This is a genomic window from Hylemonella gracilis str. Niagara R (genome assembly GCF_000600295.1).
Lineage (GTDB): Bacteria > Pseudomonadota > Gammaproteobacteria > Burkholderiales > Burkholderiaceae_C > Hylemonella > Hylemonella gracilis_A.
This window is the reverse complement of record NZ_JEMG01000001.1, coordinates 2,712,810-2,731,231: the sequence shown is the minus strand read 5'-3', so window position 1 is coordinate 2,731,231 and position 18,422 is coordinate 2,712,810. Positions and strand designations below refer to the sequence as shown.

General features: G+C 64.9%; 9 protein-coding genes and 1 pseudogene. 8 read left to right on the top strand and 2 right to left on the bottom strand.

The annotated features are described in order from the left end of the window. Positions 1-2: 2 nt before the first annotated feature. The 8 genes and pseudogenes from AZ34_RS19045 to AZ34_RS12555 all read left to right on the top strand — a co-directional run. A pseudogene (locus AZ34_RS19045) lies at positions 3-137 on the top strand (hypothetical protein); the annotation flags it as partial. A 204-nt stretch (positions 138-341) separates the two neighbouring features. Further along, the gene (locus AZ34_RS12580) at positions 342-5,156 is read left to right on the top strand and encodes a beta strand repeat-containing protein (RefSeq protein ID WP_231495526.1); all 4,815 of its coding nucleotides are present in this window, start codon (positions 342-344) and stop codon (positions 5,154-5,156) included. Positions 5,157-5,239: 83 nt separating this feature from the next. Continuing rightward, the gene (locus AZ34_RS12575) at positions 5,240-5,797 is read left to right on the top strand and encodes a hypothetical protein (protein ID WP_155831811.1); all 558 of its coding nucleotides are present in this window, start codon (positions 5,240-5,242) and stop codon (positions 5,795-5,797) included. Between the two features lie 109 nt (positions 5,798-5,906). Continuing rightward, positions 5,907-6,806: an adenylate/guanylate cyclase domain-containing protein gene (locus AZ34_RS12570; RefSeq protein WP_051509784.1), complete on the top strand. Its 900-nt coding sequence runs from the start codon at positions 5,907-5,909 to the stop codon at positions 6,804-6,806. A 17-nt stretch (positions 6,807-6,823) separates the two neighbouring features. Then, positions 6,824-7,636, top strand: coding sequence for a PP2C family protein-serine/threonine phosphatase (locus AZ34_RS12565; protein WP_051509783.1), 813 nt, complete (start codon positions 6,824-6,826; stop codon positions 7,634-7,636). A 32-nt stretch (positions 7,637-7,668) separates the two neighbouring features. Next, positions 7,669-12,081, top strand: coding sequence for a protein kinase domain-containing protein (locus AZ34_RS12560; RefSeq protein WP_035608565.1), 4,413 nt, complete (start codon positions 7,669-7,671; stop codon positions 12,079-12,081). Positions 12,082-12,107: 26 nt separating this feature from the next. Next, positions 12,108-12,281, top strand: a complete 174-nt coding sequence (locus AZ34_RS18400; RefSeq protein WP_155831810.1) for a hypothetical protein — start codon at positions 12,108-12,110, stop codon at positions 12,279-12,281. Positions 12,282-12,402: 121 nt separating this feature from the next. Continuing rightward, positions 12,403-15,597 (top strand): efflux RND transporter permease subunit, encoded by a 3,195-nt coding sequence (locus AZ34_RS12555; RefSeq protein ID WP_035608564.1) that lies wholly within the window; start codon positions 12,403-12,405, stop codon positions 15,595-15,597. 16 nt (positions 15,598-15,613) lie between these two features. Here AZ34_RS12555 and AZ34_RS17660 read toward each other — a convergent pair whose 3' ends face one another. Both AZ34_RS17660 and AZ34_RS12545 read right to left on the bottom strand, forming a co-directional pair. Next, complete coding sequence (locus tag AZ34_RS17660) at positions 15,614-16,915, bottom strand: winged helix-turn-helix domain-containing protein (RefSeq protein WP_051509781.1); 1,302 nt, start codon at positions 16,913-16,915, stop codon at positions 15,614-15,616. 205 nt (positions 16,916-17,120) lie between these two features. Further along, positions 17,121-18,086 (bottom strand): hypothetical protein, encoded by a 966-nt coding sequence (locus tag AZ34_RS12545; protein ID WP_155831809.1) that lies wholly within the window; start codon positions 18,084-18,086, stop codon positions 17,121-17,123. Between the last annotated feature and the right edge of the window lie 336 nt (positions 18,087-18,422).

The window sequence follows — 18,422 nt, the reverse complement described above, 5'->3', positions numbered from 1 at the left end:
TCATCACCGAGGATGAGGGCATCAGTGTTGGGGCGATCACACACACGGGCAACCTGACGCTCAATGCGAACGGGAGCATCGCGCAGACCGGGGCGGGGGCGATCAGTGTGACGGGAACGACGTCGCTGACCGCAGGCGCGAACGCGATCACGCTCGACAGCGCTGGCAACAGTTTCGGTGGTGCCGTGTCGGCCACCGGGACCAGCGTGACGATCGACGGCGGCACCGGCAGTCTGAATGTCGGCAGTGGCGGTATCACGGCCAGCACCGGCAACGTGGATCTCCGTGCCGATACGCAAATCACCGCCGCCGGCAACATCAGCGCCGTGAATGGTACGGTCATGTTGTCGGCATCCACGGCCGGTGCTGGGATCTTGCTGGGCAATTTGCCGGCATTCAGTCAGATCCACGCGAATACCCTGCAGATCGGGCGTTCTGGTCAAACGGGCTTGATTTCCCTGGGTGGAAACTTCTCGGCCCACAGCAATCTGACCAATCTCACGTTCGCACAGGCGGTGAGGTTGACGACGGATGTCACGCTGAACACCAGTACAGGCAACGGCAACATCACCTTCAATTCCACGGTGGATGGCACCGTGGCGGGGCAGCAGGGGTTGACGCTCAATGCCGGGTCCGGCGATATCGCCGTGGCGGGTGACATTGGCAACGGAACCCAGCTTGAGTACCTGAGAGTCACTCAGGCCCACGACGCCACTTTCTCGTCGCAGATCAAACTGTCCGGAGATTTCACGCAAACGGCCGGCTCCGGCACCACGGCGCTGGAAGGCGCCTTGACGGTGGGCAGCATAGACCTCAAGGTCAGTCGCTTGACACTGGATAACGTCGCGTTGAACACCACCGGAAATGGTGACATCACCCTCCAGGTGGACGAGATTTTGACGGTGAGTGGCAGCACGAGTTTTAACGCGGGCACGGGCACGGTCACTCTGGCACCCTTCACCAAGAACCGCACGGTGCACATATGCAATAGCAATGTGGCGGGCTCGTGTGGCGGCACGTATGACACCACCTATGACCTGGGCAGCTTGGCCATCACAGCAGGGACCATCGGTTTCGGCGCGGCCGATCATGCCAACGACATTACCCTCGAAGGTATTACCTTCAACTACGGCCTGCAGGTACGCAACAACGCTGACATTATCGTGACCGGTGACCTTACGGGAACGACGGGCAGTTCGTTGACGCTAAATCCGGGCGCCGGCATTACTCGCTTGCAGGGCGGCTCCATCACAACCCAGGGGAATCAGACATTCAATTCCAATGTGCGGTTGAACGGTGATTTTGTTTTGACGGCCACGAATGGCGGCGACGTCAGTTTCAACGGCACCTTGACCGAGTCGACGACTTCCAGTCTGACCATCGCGCAAGCTGAGCACGTGACGCTCGGTGGCAGCGTTACCCTGACCGGCGATTTCGAGGTCACCCAAGCCAGTGGTACCTTGACCCTCAGTGATGGCCTGCAACTGAAAGCCGGTTCGATTCACTTGAACGCCAATGAAATCGACCGTGGGGCGGGCAGCTCACAGATCACGTTGGATACGTCGGACGGCAATGGCGGAACCGGTGGTGACGTGGCGTTGATCACCGACAACCTGACCATCACCAACCTCGATATCCAGGCGGGCAATGGAACCATCACCTTGGCGCCGCAGAACGCCAGCACGGATATGAATGTGTGCAGCAGTGATGCCAGTTCCTGCGGTGGCCCCTTCAATCCCGGTGACGCCGTGTATGACTTGGGCAACACCTTCACCTTCAATTCGGCCGCCACGCTCCAGCTGGGGCAAACCAGCCACAGTGGAGACATCAATCTGTACTCCATTTCGTTGGCCTACGATTTGGCACTCAACACCAGCGGCCTGATCACCTTGATGGGCAATGTCACTACCATCGGTACCCTGGATTTGACGGCGGGTCAAGGCATCGAGGTGGGCGGCGGCGCGCTCCGTTCCTTCACCATCAACAACGGCGGCGTCGTCAACTTCAACTCCGCACTGAATGCCGCCACGGCGAATACGGAAAGTCTGAGCATCGCGACCACGGGCACGGGTTACGCGGTGTTCGATCAAGCGGTGGGCGGAGTCAAACGACTGGCCAACTTCAACGTGAATGGCCAGATCAACAACGGCGCCACGGCACTGAGTATCAACGCCGGCACCATCAACCTCTCCAGCACCTCAACCTTGACCAGCAGCGGTGGCATGACCTTCACGGGCGGGATGAATGCCGCCAATGGCAGCCTGCTGGCGGGCAATGTCAACTTCAATGCCATCAATTTGCAAGGCCATGTCCATAGCACGGGCAGCCAGACTTACAACGGCACCGTGACTCTGGGAAGCGCGACGACCTTGACGGCGCGCAACGCCGGCAACGTGCTGCAAGCCGTCGACTTCAACTCCACTGGCTCGTTGAACGGACTGGGTCAGGGACTTGTGATCAACGGCAACTGGAACTTGCAGACCGCGGCGACCGGCTTGAGCAGCCTGAGCGTGACCGCCACCAGCACGCTGGCAGCCGACGTGACGACCACGGGCGCGCAGACCTACACGGGCGCGGTGTCACTGGCGACTGGCACACGCACGCTGACGGCGGGCAACGGTCAATTGATCGACATGCAAGGCGGTGTGTCAGGCGGCGGGCTGGGCGGCTTGAACATTGCCACGGGCAACTGGAGGCTTGCTGGCAATGCCACTGGGCTGACGAGCTTGAGCGTGACCGGCACGAGTACATTGGCGGGCGATGTCACCACCACGGGCGCTCAGACTTATCTGGGTGCGGTGACCTTGGCTGGCACGGGCACACGCGTGCTGCAGGCGGGCACGGGGCAATTGGTCGACATGCGGGCGGGACTCACGGGCGCTGGACTGGGTTTGGAGATCGCGACGGGCAATTGGAAGTTGACCGGCAACGCAACAGGTTTGGGTAGCTTGCTCGTGGCTAACTCAAGCACGCTGGCGGGGGATGTCACCACGACCGGCAATCAGACCTATTCCGGTGCAGTCACCGTGCAGGGAACGCACACCCTTCAGGCAGGCGCGACCTTGACCTTGAATGACACGGTGACCTCGAACGCAGGCCTCACGCTGAGCGCAACGAACCTGCATGCCGAGGACACGGTGGCCGCTGCGCAGGACTTGACGCTGACCTTGCAGAACAACCTGACGCACGATGCCGATGGCGTGTCCTTCCAGGCGGGCACGGCGGGATCGGGTGTGTTGACCTTGCGGGTCAATCAAGACAACAGTAGCGCGGGTGTCACGCTGGACTTGAACGGGTTGGACCTGTCTGGCACCAGCATCGTGCTCGCGGGCAGTGGTCGTGACACGCTGCAGGGGTATACCACGGGTTCCGGGGCTTGGTCGGTGACGGGCAATGGCAGCGGCAGTCTGACGCATGCGAATTTGGGCACCGGCTCCAACAGCGCCGGCTTCAGCGGCTTTGCCACGCTGGTCGGTAGCGACGACGCGGACACCTTCAATGTCTCGGGGAACCACGCAGGAACCATCCAAGGGCTGGCGGGCAACGACATTCTGCGCCTGTTGGGCTCCGGAACGCTGGGCAGCTTCGATGGCGGCAGTGGCACGGACACCTTTGACATCGCAGGTGCCAGCCATCCCCGCACCGTGGTGTGGGGTCAGGACTTCAGCAACGTGGAAACCTTGGTCGGCAATGGCGATGTGCTGCAAGGCAGCTCCTCCGCTGGCACGACCTGGAGCCTTACCGGGGCCAGCAGCGGAACGATCACCGTGGGCACGGCGGCCAGTTTCTCTGGTTTCACGCAGATCAACAGCGGCACGGGCGGCGAAAACCTGTTCACCTCCAACGGCCAGTACGGCGGCACCGTGCGCTTGGCGGGTGCCAACCGCTGGAACTTCACGTCTGGTGCTCGTTTGACTCAGGGCAACGTCACCGGCAATGGGAGTCTGACGATCGCCCAACGCGATGGGCAGACGAGCAAGAGCAATTTCGCCATCAGCAGCAGTGACTTGTACCTGCCGAACCTCGCCAACTTCACGGGCGACCTGATCATCGGCGGCACCCTCACGCCGCCCAGCCTACCCCTGGGCGGCGGCAGCACGGTGGTGATCAACGCCAACCGGCTCACCGTGGCGGATGCGATTGTCACGGGCGGCAATCTGGTGCTGCTGGGTTCGGACATCGAACTCACGGGGGCGGCCTTGACGAGCAGCGGCAGCAGCAGCCTCATCGCGGGTGGCAGCCTCTGCAATGGGTGCGCCGGTCTGAGCGGCACCGGAGATGTGATTGTCTCGGGGGCCACCACCATGAATGCCAGCAGCGGCCAGGTCATCGCGGCGCGCGGCATACAGAACGCCAGCGCATTGACCCTCAGGTTCAATGGGGGTGACTTCGAATTGGCGGTAGCTTCCGGTCAGGAGGAAACCTCTCAGCCCAGCAGCCTGTCCACCGCGCGCAGTGTGTCCTTGAACGCCAACACGCAAGCCTTCATCGACCGCCTCAACCTCCAACTGGTCAGCGTCTCGGTCAGTTTTGCCAACCCGGCCGCCGCTATCCTGGGCGTGCGCGCGATCGAGGTGATCGACCTCGCCGTGTTCGAGGAGGACTTGACGCTGTTTGGTCGCGTCGGTGAAGGCGTGGCTCTGGCCTTCGCGCAGTGCGAGGAGGTCGAGGGTTGCACCCCCAACGTCACGATGGAGGAGCTGGATACCGTGCTGGGCCAGATCCAGTTGAACATCCAGCAATTGGAAGCGGAGCTGGAGCAGGCCAAGGACCCAGAGCGCCGCAAGCAGATCGAAGCCCTGCTTGGCGAGTACCGTGGCCGTCAAAAGGAGTACACCGCCTACCGCACCGACCTGGCCGATTTCACCGGGTTCGAGGCCCAGTTCGAGGATGAATTTGGCAAGGCGGGTGCGGCCGAGATTGACATGGAAGCGATGGAGCGCGAGGTCAAGGTGGTTGAGACCATCTACACCCGCGTGCGTTTCCTTGAGAACTTGCGGTTCAACCAGGAGCGGCGCAAGCTCTTCGCCGAGCGCACCGGGCTGGACCTGAGTGACCAGCGACTGACCGAGATCATCGACAGCACGCTCAAATCAGCCACCCGGGCCGAGGCCCGCATCGAGGGCATGCTGCTTGGGAAAAACGAGGGCGAATGATGCGCAGGGGTCATCGATCCTGGACTCAGTCGATGGCGGCATTGCCGCCGGGCCTGGTGTTAGTTCTCTGCTGTGCCGTCACCATGGCCGCGGCCCAAAGCAAGACGGCGGTGGGCGCGTTGACCCCAGGGCAGACCAGGGCTCAAGCCGCGACCTCGACCCCGCGAAATGCCCCCGCGCCCGTCGCGAACGGGCAGACGCCCGTGAGCCCGGACAAACCGAAGGAGACGGTGGAAGACCTCGCGACCGAGCTCAAGGAATTGCGAGACGTGCAGATCGGTCTCGTGCTGACATTGGCAGCCTGCGGGGACGAGCCGCACTGTGTTTCAGGTGTCAATCACCAGGAGATCGCCCGCATGCAGGAGCGTTTGCGCAAGGTGACGGAGCAACTGGGCCGGGAAACGTCGCAGACGCAGGAAACATTGCGCGAGGCCCTGCAAACGCTGCAAAAAGAAGCCGACAATCTGCAGGTTTCGGTGGTCAAGGTGGAGACAGAGATCGATGAGACCAAGCTCGAGGGTGATTGGTCCGATCAGTTCGTCTTTGACGACTTCAACGCCGCGCCGGCTGTTCCTTTTCCGAATGAGAAGGTGCCCCTGGTGCGATTCGAGGACGCGGAACAGCCCCTGCCCCTGGAGTAGACCTTACGATCACAAGAAATCCCCGGGGAGTACCCATGGATCAGCAGAGAAGCAAGCGCTAAAGTGAAGAAAGAAAAAACGCAGTCCAGCAATTACAAGGCGACCCACCATGTCCAGTAAAGCCAGCAAGTTATCCATCCTGTTCGCCGACATTTCGGGTAGCACCAAGCTCTACGACGCATTGGGTGATGAGCGTGCCCGCAAGGTGGTGGCGACCACGCTGACGCTGCTGGGGGACGTGGTCGCCCGCTACAAGGGCACGGTGATCAAGACCATCGGTGACGAAATCATGTGCACCTTCGACGACGCCGAAATCGCCACCAAGGCCGCCTGCGACATGCAGGAAAGCCTGGACGAGGCCAACGAGGGTGGCGCGACCGAGGTTCCAGTGAACATACGCATCGGTTACCACTTCGGTCCCTGCATCCAGGAAAACGGCGACGTGCACGGTGACGCGGTCAACGTGGCCGCTCGCATGGCGGCGCAGGCCAAGGCGCGCCAGATCATCACCACGGCCGAGACGGCGAAACTCCTGCCGTCGATGTTGCAAAGCAGCACCCGCTTCGTGGACCATGCCTTCATCAAGGGCAAGGGCGAGATGGAAATCGTGGAATTCATCTGGCAGGAAGACGACGTCACCACCATGTCGGTCGATCTGTCCAAGGTTGCCGTCGGCGCCGGCCATGCCGTGCAACTGCGCCTGGAGTACCGTGATGTCGCCCTGGTACTCAACAGCGCGCGTGAAATGGCGGTGCTCGGGCGCAGCCCCACCTGCGACATCGCTGTGGCCGAAACCCAGGCCTCGCGCCAGCACATCAAGATCGAGTTGCGACGCGACAAGTTCTTCCTGATCGATCAGAGCACCAACGGCACCTGGGTGCAGAGCAGCGGTGTCCAGGTGGTGGTGCGCCGCGAGGAAATACAGTTGACCGGCGAAGGTTTGATCAGTCTCGGGCGCGCGATGGATGACAACCCCCAGGAATTGGTACGCTACAGCCTGCAAGGTTGATCAGGAGGAAAAACACCATGCCCTTGCTGAAAAAAGAAGCTCCCCCGAGTGGAGCCAGTCACAAGCCCGGTGCCCAGGGTTCCGAGCTTGCCCGGTCCTTTGGCATGAGCCACAAGGGGCATGTGCGCCAAGTGAACGAGGATTCCTACCTGGATCTTCCGCAGAAAGGCTTGTGGGTCGTGGCCGATGGCATGGGAGGCCACGAAGCCGGAGATGTCGCGAGCCAGCTGATCGTGGAGAGCTTGCGCCAGGCGCCCCTCAATGGCAGTCTGTCCGACCGCCTGAACGAAATCGAGGACGTGCTGGATCGGGTGAATCGCAGCCTGCTCGAGCGCGGTCGGGCACAGGCGCAGGGTGACCCATCGGCCGCCGCCGGCCGGCAGTCCGTCATTGGCAGCACCATCGCGCTGCTGGCGCTCGAAGACAAGCAGGTCGGTGTGGTCATGTGGGCGGGCGACAGCCGGGTTTACCGTCTGCGCCGTGGCGGCTTGCTGGAGCAGGTGTCCAGCGACCATTCGCAGATCGCCACCTACCTGAAGCAGGGCCTGATCACGCCCGAGGAAGCCAAGACCCATCCAGAGCGCCACATCATCACCCGCGCGGTGGGTAGCCAGGAGGACCTGTTCCTCGAGGCCGATTTGTGTGAACTGGCCTCCGGTGAGCGCTTCCTGCTCTGCAGCGACGGCTTGACCCGCCATCTGAGCGACGCCGAGATCGGGCAATTGCTGGGCGAAGGCACGCCGCAAGAGGCTTGTCAGAAGCTGATCGACCTGACCTTGAGCCGTGGCGCCAAGGACAACGTCACCACCCTGGTGGTGGAGATCGCCTGAGGGCGGACTGAGATAGCACGAGGCAGCACACCATGGTCGATCCCAGGCGTTTGCTCGAGGACCTTGCCCGCGGGGAGCTGGCATTGCCTGAACTGCTGGGGGTGATGCCCGGCCTGGTGCAGCGTCGGGCCTTCACCCTGCAGCAGATGCACGAGGCGCTGGACGAGTACCTGGCCGCTCAGAAACTGAGCGAGGACATGGTGGAGCGCGTCCGCCAGTACCTGCCGGAGACGCAGCCGGGCGATGAGGCAGAGCTGGGCTCCGTCGATGAGGACGACGAGGACGAGGATGGCGCCGCCACCGTCGTGGCCTATGCTCCTTCCCCGGGCTCGACCCCCGATGCACCCCAACTGCCCCCCGAGGACGAGGACGGTGCGGCGACGGTGGTGGCCTATACCCCCGCAGGTGACGCGAGGCCTGACCCTGCCGACGAACAACGCCCGGGCGATGAGGAAGAAGGGGGGGCGACCATCATCGCCTATCCGGGAGGCACGCGTTCCGTGGTTTCCGGCGCCGGCCCGGTCGAAGGCGAGGACGATGAGGCCCCCACCCTCATCAGCAACACGCAGGCGCCCTCAACCACCGGCAGCCACACCTACACGCCGACCAGTCCCACGGGCTACCGGCAGCAGACGCAGCAGAGCACCGCGAGCACCAGCAACCAAAGCTCGCACGCGTCCCAGATTTCCTGGGACGTGCATGGCGCCACCAGCCCGCAGCTCCAGAAACTCGGCCCTGGCTCCATCATCAAGGAGCGCTTCATCCTCGACAAGGTGCTGGGCGCGGGCGGCATGGGCAAGGTGTTCCAGGCGCGCGACCTCTTGAAAGTCGAGGCCAAGGACAGCAATCCCTACGTGGCGATGAAGGTGCTGACCGAAGACTTCAAGGCGCACCCTCAGGCCTTCATCGCCCTGCAGCGCGAGGCCAGCCGCCAGCAGAAGCTGGCCCACCCCAACATCGCCACGGTCTACGACTTTGACCGCATCGGCATGACCGGCACCCAGGTGTTCATCACCATGGAGTTGCTGGTCGGCAAGCCCCTGGACACCTACATCCGCAAGGTGGTGCGGCCCAAGGGCGGCCTGCCCTTCGAGGAAGCCTTTCCCATCATCCAGCAACTGGGCTCGGCGCTGATCTACGCGCACAAGCAGGGCCTGGTGCACTCCGACTTCAAGCCGGGTAATGCCTTCCTGTGCGACGACGGCGTGGTCAAGACCCTGGACTTCGGCATCGCCCGCGCGGCCAGCGGGGGCGACAAGGCCGCCGACAAGAAGGAAGGGGAGAAGGACGGTGAATTCGACGCCGGCTCGCTGGGTGCGCTGACCCCTGCCTATGCCTCGCTGGAAATGCTGCAGGGCAAGGACCCCTCCACCCAGGACGACTTGTACGCCCTGGCCTGCGTGGCCTACGAGCTGCTGACGGGTTACCACCCCTTCAACAAGAAATCGGCCCTGCAGGCGCAGGAGGCCAAGCTGATCCCGGCGCCGATCAAGAATCTGAAGAAACGCCAGATGAAGGGTTTGTGGCACGGCCTGGCTTTCGAGAAGGAAAAACGCACCGCCACGGTGGAACAGTTCCTGGTCGAGCTGGAAGGCAAGGCCAATTGGCACAAGAACCCCTGGGTGCTGGGCAGTGCCTTTTCCATCGTGCTGGCGATCGCGCTCTACAACCCCGTGATCAACTACCTGGACGACAGGCGCATCCAGAACCTGATCGCCGACGTGCAGACCGGCCAGCCCGAGGTGCTGGAGCAGGCCATCGCGCGCCTGCCCCAGTTCAACGTGACCGCGCGCGCGCGCATCGCCGAGGGCGGACGCGAGGTCTTCCAAACTTACTTTCGCCAACGCATCAACGCCGCGATCAACCTGGAAGAGCGCAAGTACGACTTCACCAGTGCCGAGCGTGAACTGCGGCGCATGGCCCTGCTGTTTCCGGATTCGGCCGCGCTGGCCGACCAGACCGCCTACGTCGAGCTGCAGCGCAACCGCTACCTGCACCTGCTGGGCCAGCACCTGAACGCCGCGCTCAAGAGCGAATGGCTGGTGCCAGACCCGAACAATCCGGGCCGCGCGATCACCGAGATCATGGCCACGGTGCAGTCGGTCGCGCCCAAGCATGAACTGCTGCGCGACCCGCGCATCCCCGACGCCTATGCCACCAACGCCCAGGAAGCCATCAACATCGGGGACCTGGACAAGGCGCGCGCCTACCTGGACGAGAGCCTGGCCCGCCTGCCCGACGACATCGACCTGATCAACACGCAAGACCGCTGGCAACGTGCCCGGGACGAGCAGCAGCGCACGCAGCAGATCGCGGCCTTGCAGCGCGCGGGCGCCGGGCAGGCGGACCGGCGCACCCTGCTCGCGCTGGGCCTGCACCAGCCGCTGGCCCAGCAGGGGTTTGGCGCCGACGAGGCGCTGGGCCAACTCGAGCAGCGCCTGGCATCGCCTCAGGACACGCAGGACTGGCAGGCCGAGGTCTTGCAACTCAGCCTCTATCTGGCGCAGCAGCCTGACCTGGGCACCGAGCTGAACCGGCGCTGGAACGCTGCCCGCAACAAGCTCGCCGACGTCTATCTGACACGCATCCAGGCGCTGGAAGCGGCGCGGCGCTACAGCTTGGCCCAGGCCACCGTCGAGGACATTCGACCCCTGCGGCTGGACCCGGCCCGAGTGGGCCAAGCGCGTGAGCGCGTGGATGTGGCCTACAAGAAGTTCCTGAGCGAGCGCGCGCAACAGGCCCAGCAGGCCCGCATCACCGGCTTGCAGAACAGCCTGCTGCTGGAGACGCGGGCCCGCGAGATGGACGCGGCCGAGTCCACGCTGGCCGAGCTGAAGCAGTACCTGAACGAGCGCGACCCCTTCTTCACCGTCACAGCGGCCGAGGCCATGACCGAAGCCTATCTGGAGCTGGCTCGCAACCAGAGCAACGCGGGCGAGTACCAGCAGGCAGTGAAGCTGGCCGAACGCGGCCTCGTGGTGTCGCCCAACGAAATCCGCCTGCAGCAGATGCGCGAGCGCAACGTGGCCGAGTACAACATCATCGCGCTCAACCGCATCTTCGGCGACGCCCAGCATTTCGACACGCCCGCAGCCCAGCGCATGCTGGACGAGGTGCGCAACTTCGTGCCCGACCGTTACCCTGATCTGGAACGCCAGTACACCGGTGCGCTGATCGAGCGCGTGGCGTCCTTGGCCCAGGCAGGGCAGTCCAACAGCCGCTCCCAGGCCGAGAGCCTGGCCACGCGTGCCAGCATCCTCTTTCCGGACAACACGCGGCTGGCGCAGTTGCGCGCCCAGCTAGCCCCGCCGCCCTGGATCGATGGCCGCACCGCGCGCGCAGCGCTGAGCACCGGCCGCCTCAACGAGGCCCAGGGCATGTTGGAGACCGCGCGCAAGCGCCTGCCCGATCACCCGGAGGTGGCCGATTTCGCCAAGGACCTCAAGAGCCGCAAGGACGAGGCTGCGGCCACCTACGCACAGTTCCAGGCCAGCATGGACGCGGGTCAGTACGAGAAGGCGCGCGAGCAGCTTGGTGCGGCGCGCCAGCTCTGGTCCGACAACCCGACCTACCGGGCGGCCATCTCCACCTTGAGCCAGAAGATGGCGGCGCAACGCTGGCAGGGCCGCATCCTGCAGCGCGATGTCGACATCCGCAGCCTCACCAGCAGCCAGGGAGTCACGGGTGCCGACGTGGCGGGCCAGGCCTGGACCCCGATCGAGAGCACCACGCCCTGCACCGACAGCCTCGCCGGCCTGGGGCGCCGGGCGCGCGCCATCTGCTTCGACATGCTGCACGACCGGGTGCGGGGTCCCTTGATGGTGGTGGTGCCGCCCCTGGGCGAGCGGGCTTCCCAGGCCGCCGCGGGCAAGTACTTCGCCGTCAGCAAGTACGAGGTGTCCAACGAGGACTACAACAAGTACTGCTTCTTCAGCGGTCTATGCCCTGTCGACGACCGCAAGCCCAAGACCCTGCCCAAGGTGGGCCTGAGCGACAAGGAGGTGCTGGCCTACACCACCTGGTTGTCCGAGCGCACCGGCAAAACCTACCGCCTGCCCACCCGCGCCGAGTGGCTGCATGCCGCCGGTGCAGGCGGACAGCAGCCACCCAAGGACTACAACTGCATGGTGCGCCTGGGCGGCCAGGTGCTCAAAGGGGATCAGCTCACGGCGGTGTCCAGCGGTCACCAGAACGGCTGGGGGCTGCAGAACTTCATCGGCAATGCCCAGGAGCTGGTGTTCAGCGGTGGCCGTCTGCAGGCCGTCGGCGCCTCCTATCAGGACCCGCACGCCGAATGCGGCCTGAACTTCGTGCGTGACCACACGGGCCGGGCCGACGAAGTCACTGGTTTTCGCGTGCTGCTCGAGAATGTGCAGACGCCGATGCTGCAGGCCGTGGCACCCAACTCGCCCACGGCCTCGGTGCCCGCAGCGACCGCGCCCTGATCGGCATGTACAACGGAGATTCGACCATGACGCACACCAATCTCAAAACGCTGTCGCGCCAGTACGCCAGTGGCATGATCAGCCGGGCTGACTACCGCCGTGCCCGTGCCGAACTGATCGACGCCTTGCACAACCACGATCAGACCCAACCCCAGCGCACCGAGCCAGCCGACACTGAACCTGAGCGTTCGGAGCACTGAAAGCCCGTTTAGCCACTCTGAGTTGGCGCGCGGGATTTACGCTCGCTTCACGATTCGGTGTTAAGTTCGGCCGCTTGCCACCGTTTTCCCGCCACCCGGCGCGCCCCGCCGGTCTGACGCCATGCAACTCGCCGAACTCTCCATCCGCCGACCGGTCTTCGCGACCGTGCTCTCGCTGCTCATCGTGCTCATCGGCGCGGTCAGCTTCTCGCGTTTGTCGGTGCGCGAGTACCCGAAGATCGACGAACCCGTGGTCACCGTGTCGACCTCCTACGCGGGCGCCTCGGCTGAGGTGATCGAATCCCAGGTCACCAAGCCGCTGGAGGACTCCATCGCCGGCATCGATGGCGTGGACGTGCTGACCTCCATCAGCCGGCCCGAGCGCAGCCAGATCACCGTGCGCTTCAAATTGGAGAAGGACGCGGACGCCGCCGCCGCCGAGGTGCGCGACCGTGCCTCCCGCGTGCGCCGCCGGCTGCCCGCCGAGATCGACGAGCCGGTGATCGCCAAGGTCGAGGCCGATGCCTCGCCCGTGATCTGGCTTGCTTTCACCAGCGAAACCCGCAGCCGACTGGAAATCAACGACCTGGTCAACCGCATCGTCAAGCCTCGCCTGCAGACCGTCACCGGCGTCGCCGATGTGGCCATCTATGGCGAGCGCCGTTACGCCATGCGCGTCTGGCTGGACCCGGACCGCATGGCGGGCCATGGTCTGACCACGCAGGACGTGGAGGAGGCGATCCGCCGCAGCAACCTGGAGTTACCCGCCGGCCGCATCGAATCACAGCAGCGTGAGTTCAGCGTCACCTCGCTCACTGACCTCGCCAGCGCCGAGCAGTTCGCCGCCATCGTGATCAAGAGCGTCAATGGCTTTCCCGTCAAGCTGGGCGACGTGGCCCAGGTGGTCGAGGGGTCGGCCGACGAGCGCAGCACCGTGCGACTCAACGGCCGAGACGCCATCTCCGCGGGCGTGATCCGACAGGCCACGGCCAACCCGCTGGACCTCTCGCGCGAGGTGCGTGCCGCCTTGCCACGCGTGCAGGCCGATCTGCCGCCCGACATCCGCATCGACATCGCGAATGACAACTCGGTCTTCATCGACCGCTCGGTCCAGAACGTCTACCAGACCATCCTCGAGGCCGTCGCCCTGGTGGCCCTGGTGGTCTTCGTGTTCCTGCGCACCCTGCGCGCGTCCATCATCCCCATCGTCACCATCCCGGTCAGCCTGGTCGGGGCCTTCGCGCTGATGGCCTTGGCGGGTTTCTCCATCAACACGCTCACCTTGCTGGCCCTGGTGCTGGCGATAGGCCTGGTGGTGGACGACGCCATCGTGATGCTGGAGAACATCTACCGCCACATCGAGGACGGCATGGACCCGTTCTCGGCCGCCATCAAGGGCGCGCGCGAGATCGGTTTCGCCATCATCGCGATGACCCTGACCCTGGTCGCGGTGTACGCGCCGCTGGCCTTCACGCCGGGGCGCACCGGGCGTCTGTTCGTGGAGTTCGCGCTGGCCCTTGCGGGCGCCGTGCTGGTCTCGGGCTTCGTGGCGCTGACGCTCTCGCCCATGATGTGTTCGCTGCTGCTCAAGCACAACCCCAAGCCCAACCGCTTCGATCGCGGCATGGAACGCTGGTTGACCGCGCTGTCCGATGGTTATGGACGCCTGCTGCGCTGGGTGATCACGGCCCGCGCGACTCCCATGGCGCCGCCCGCCACCGGGAGGGCTCTGGGCCAGCTGGGCCTCGCGCCGCGCGCGCGCGCGGCTTGGCTGCCGTCATGGCTCTTGCAGGCGCGCTGGCTGGTGGTCGGCGCGATGCTGCTGTGCGCGCTGGCCATCTGGACCATCTACCCGGCCATGAAGCAGGAACTGGCGCCCATGGAGGACCGCGGCACCATCATCGCCAGCATCAACGCGCCCGACGGCTCCACGCTGGAGTTCACCAATCGCTACGCGCGCATGATGGAGGAGATGGGGCAGAAGCACCCCGAATTCGATCGCATTTTCGCCAACATCGGCAATCCCTCGGTTTCCCAGGGCAGCGTGATCTACCGCACGGTGGACTGGGAGGAGCGCGAGCGCAGCACCCTGGAGCTGGCACGCCAGCTCGGTCCTCAGTTCAACACCTTGGCGGGTGTCAATGCCTTTGCCATCACCCCTCCGTCGCTGGGTCAGGGTTTTCGCGATCGGCCTCTGAACTATGTGATCCAGACCTCCGACAGCTACGAGAACCTCAGTGTGGTGGTGCAGCAGTTCCTGGATGCGATGGCGCGCAACCCCGGCATCATTTCGCCCGACGCCGATCTGCGTCTGAACAAGCCCGAGCTGCGCATCGAGGTGGACCGCGAGAAGGCCGCCGACCTGGGTGTGGGCGTGGACACCGTGGCCCGCACCATGGAGACCATGTTGGGCGGGCGCAGCGTCACGCGCTATAAACGCGACGCCGAGCAGTACGACGTGATCGTGCAAACCCGACCCACCGGTCGCACCACGCCCGAGGACATCGACACCATGTACGTCCGGGGCAAGAACGGCGCGATGATTCCCCTGTCGTCCCTGGTCGTCTCGCGCGAGAGCGTGAGCCCGCGCGAGCTCAACCACTTCGGTCAGCGCCGCAGCGCGTCCATCACGGCCAACCTGGCGCCGGACTACTCGCTGGGCGAGGCGCTGGCCTTCATGGATGCCACGGCGGCCCAGATCCTCAAGACCGGCTACAGCTCCGAGCTCAACGGCACCTCGCGCGAGTTCCGCAATTCGCAGGGCGCGCTGGGCCTGGTCTTCGCACTGGCGTTGCTCTTCATCTTCCTGGTGCTGGCCGCGCAGTTCGAGAGTTTCGTGGACCCCTTCATCATCATGCTCTCCGTGCCCTTGTCCATGGTGGGCGCCCTGTTGGCCTTGAAGTGGAGCGGCGGCTCGCTCAACGTGTATTCACAGATTGGTTTGATCACGCTGGTGGGGCTCATCACCAAGCACGGCATCCTGATCGTGGAGTTCACCAACCAGCTGCGCGAGCAGGGCATGTCGATGATCGACGCGCTGGTGCAGGCCTCTAGCCAGCGGCTGCGTCCCATCCTGATGACCACGGGCGCCATGGTGCTGGGCGCCTTGCCGCTCGCGCTGGCCACCGGCGCGGGCGCTGAAAGCCGGCAGCAGATCGGCTGGGTCATCGTGGGCGGCATGTCCCTGGGCACCTTGCTCACCATCTTTGTCGTGCCCACCATGTACGCCCTGTTCGCGCGCGGTGCCGTGCCCGGCGCCAAGACAGCGGCGGTAGTAGACGATGCGGGGCATTCGGCCGTCGGACCGGTCCAGTGATCGCAGCCGGTTTGGTTCAGGGCGAGGCGCCGTTGTCCTGAACCATCCGGCCCAAACTCCGGAGAATCTCGCGCGTGCTCGGATGCTCCCGCAAGGCCGCGCAAGCCGGCGAGTGCAACAGGCCCGGTAGCCCGCTGTAACGTTGTCGGTAGGCGAGCGTGATTTCCTCGGCTGCGTGGTCCAGTTCGCCCAGTTCGATCAGGGTGGGGACCCGCGCCATGCGTTGGTGCAGGGTGCTGGGGTAGCGGCCGGCAGGCGTTGCATCGAGCACGTGCCGGGCTTCGCTGCGTCTGCCACAGCGGGCCAGCACATACGGTAGATGGACCCGCGCGTAGCGGGGCAGTTCCGCCAGCTCGTGCAGGTCGCGCGCCATGGGAATCAGGGCGCGCCGGGGCGCGAACCTGGCCTGCAAGTCACACCAGGCGCTGGCCACCAGCGTGCTGCCCGGGTGAGCGGCGCGGGCTGCGTCGATCGCCGCCAAGGCACCGTCACGTTCGCCGGCCTGCGCCAGCAGGCGCGCCCACACCACGCGCTCGACGGCGGCATGGGGCCGTTGCGCGAGGATGCGGTGCTGGCAGGGAGGAGCTTGCGCCGCCTGTCCGGTGGCCAGCAGGTGCCAGATGTAGGGTTGCAGTGCGTGGGCTGAGTAGGGCAATTCCTGCAGCGCCGACTGGTGCAGCCGGCTGGCTTCCGCGAAGCGCCAGTCCAGGTCATGCAGGCCGGCCTCGGTGGCGGCCAACAAGGGCGAGTCGGGCGCCAGTGCCCGCGCCAGTCCGACCTGCACCCAGGCCTCTTCGAGGCTGGCCTGCGCCTGCGCGTTCAGGTCGAGCCGGTGGGCCAGCAGGATGGCGTGGGCGCGCAGCACGCGCGCGGGAATGTAGTCCGGCTGCCGCTCCGTCAGCTTGCGCAGCAGATCGATGGCTCGCGCCAGCGGCGTGGCGGTCTGTCGCTGCACCAGGGTGCAGGCATGCAGGTACTGCTCAACCAATTCCGCCGGTGCCTGCGCCGCCTGCAGCAGCGGTTCATGAACACGCGGGCCGGTGCTGGGCGGCAGCAGCCTGTAGCCAAAACCGTAAAGGGCTTCGATCCGGGCCTGCGGCACGCGCCGCCGTAGTTGGCTGATGCAGCGCACCAGGCTTTCGTCCGACACCCATTTCTGGCGCGGCCAAGCCTGTCGGATGATCTCCTCCTTGCTCACCGGCTGGGCCGCGTGGTGCAGGAGCAAGTCGAGGATGGCGCGCTCTTTCGGCGGCAGGCGGGCATGTGCGTTTGCCAGCCACGGGGGTGGGTCATGGGTGGGGAGCGCAGGCTGAGACATGGCGTGGGACGACTCAAGCAGGGGCGGGCGGGGCAATGCGAGGGGGGCTGGTGATGAGCCTTGCGGCCCATGCCTGCCCACGTCGGACCATCGTGGCCTCATGCTAGGGAGCGGGCGCGGCTTTGGGGAGGGTGATCAGAATTTGACGCATCGCGCCGCCACCCGAACTCGCCCGCCTGCGCTGACAGCCAGGCGGGTGATTCAATCAAAACTTGATGTTGGGCCTGAACACGAAAGTCCATTCATCCGCGTCCGGGTCGGCCAGGCGACCGGTGTATTTGCGGCTGTTCTCGTAGATCACGCCCAGGTCCAGGGCCAGCGCGATGCGGTAGCGGGGCAGGGGGAAGTTGCGCCCCACGATCACTTGCTGGCGCATCAGATGCCCGTCGTCGCGGGCGAACTCGGCCATGAACTCGACATTGGCGTTGTTCAGGAAGCTCAGCAGGGCCGAGGTATAGCTCAGGTTGGTGCGCCGCAGGCCGAGGTAAAAAAGATCTCGGATGTCCGGGTTGCCATGCTCCTTGAGGCCGACGCGAAAGCTCCAGCTCAGTTCCTCCTCGCGGAAGGTGCGTTCCCCCTTGAGCTTCCACTCCAGCTCGCACCAGTCGTCGTCGATCAGCACATTGTTGTGGATGTGCTGGTTGCCGCAGGACAGCAGGTAACCCATGTAGCCGCGGTTGCCTTGTTTCTCATCTTCGCCCTCGCGGCTGAATTTCATGGAGCTGCCGATGAAGGCCGAAATCGCCCAAGGCTCCTGGAAGCCCGCGGTCACGCCATCGATGAAGTTGAAGCGATTGCCGCCGCTGGAGCCCAGGTCATAGTCTTCGTAACCGTTCGGGTGCTCGCGCTTGTACCAGGTGCCCAGCACGGGCAGCGGGTTGACGCTGGCTTCCAGCAGCAGCAGGCGCGGACGGAAGGAGTCGTTGAAGAGGCGGCGGTAGACCTCGGTTTCTTCCAGGTAACCCCCGTTGGGTTCCGCCAGGTCGCCCAGGGCGATGTCCACGCCCACATTGCTGTAGTAGGCGTCAAGTTCATAGTGCAAGGCCAGCCGCGAGGCAGGCGTGGGCAGGTTCGACGGCGCTGGCGGTTCCTCGCGTGGCGCGCGGGTTTCCTCGGTACCGGCCTGTGGGGCCGCAGCCAGGGCCATCTCGGACAGGCGCGGTGGTGGCACCGCTTGCGCATGAGCCGTCGGGCCGCACAGCCCAGCCCAAAGCGCCAGACATGACAGCAGCGACAGCCGTACCCGTGGCGTGGGTCGACACAAGAGTCTGGGTGGACAAGGAACGCGGGGCAAGAGGCGCACGGGGGGGACAGCAGCGAAAAAGAGATCACGCGGCGCCTGGGCGGCCGCACGGCGGCGGAGCATAACAAAGGCCATGGGCCTCGCCAGCCGTTCAGTCCCCACTGGGTTTGTTTCCCCCAAGCGCGAGCCCCTGAAGCCCACGCGATGGCAGGTATAGTCCGCGCTTGCGTTTGCGCTCCCGTACTGTTCACTGGCGTTCCTGCC

What these genes read in the sequence shown, in the direction of transcription:
- AZ34_RS12575 (WP_155831811.1), top strand. Translation starts at nt 5,240, where the DNA reads ATGGCCGCGGCCCAAAGCAAGACGGCGGTGGGCGCGTTGACCCCAGGG.
- AZ34_RS18400 (WP_155831810.1), top strand. Translation starts at nt 12,108, where the DNA reads ATGACGCACACCAATCTCAAAACGCTGTCGCGCCAGTACGCCAGTGGC.
- AZ34_RS12580 (WP_231495526.1), top strand. Translation starts at nt 342, where the DNA reads ATGTTGTCGGCATCCACGGCCGGTGCTGGGATCTTGCTGGGCAATTTG.
- AZ34_RS12570 (WP_051509784.1), top strand. Translation starts at nt 5,907, where the DNA reads ATGTCCAGTAAAGCCAGCAAGTTATCCATCCTGTTCGCCGACATTTCG.
- AZ34_RS12560 (WP_035608565.1), top strand. Translation starts at nt 7,669, where the DNA reads ATGGTCGATCCCAGGCGTTTGCTCGAGGACCTTGCCCGCGGGGAGCTG.
- AZ34_RS17660 (WP_051509781.1), bottom strand. Translation starts at nt 16,915, where the DNA reads ATGTCTCAGCCTGCGCTCCCCACCCATGACCCACCCCCGTGGCTGGCA.
- AZ34_RS12565 (WP_051509783.1), top strand. Translation starts at nt 6,824, where the DNA reads ATGCCCTTGCTGAAAAAAGAAGCTCCCCCGAGTGGAGCCAGTCACAAG.
- AZ34_RS12555 (WP_035608564.1), top strand. Translation starts at nt 12,403, where the DNA reads ATGCAACTCGCCGAACTCTCCATCCGCCGACCGGTCTTCGCGACCGTG.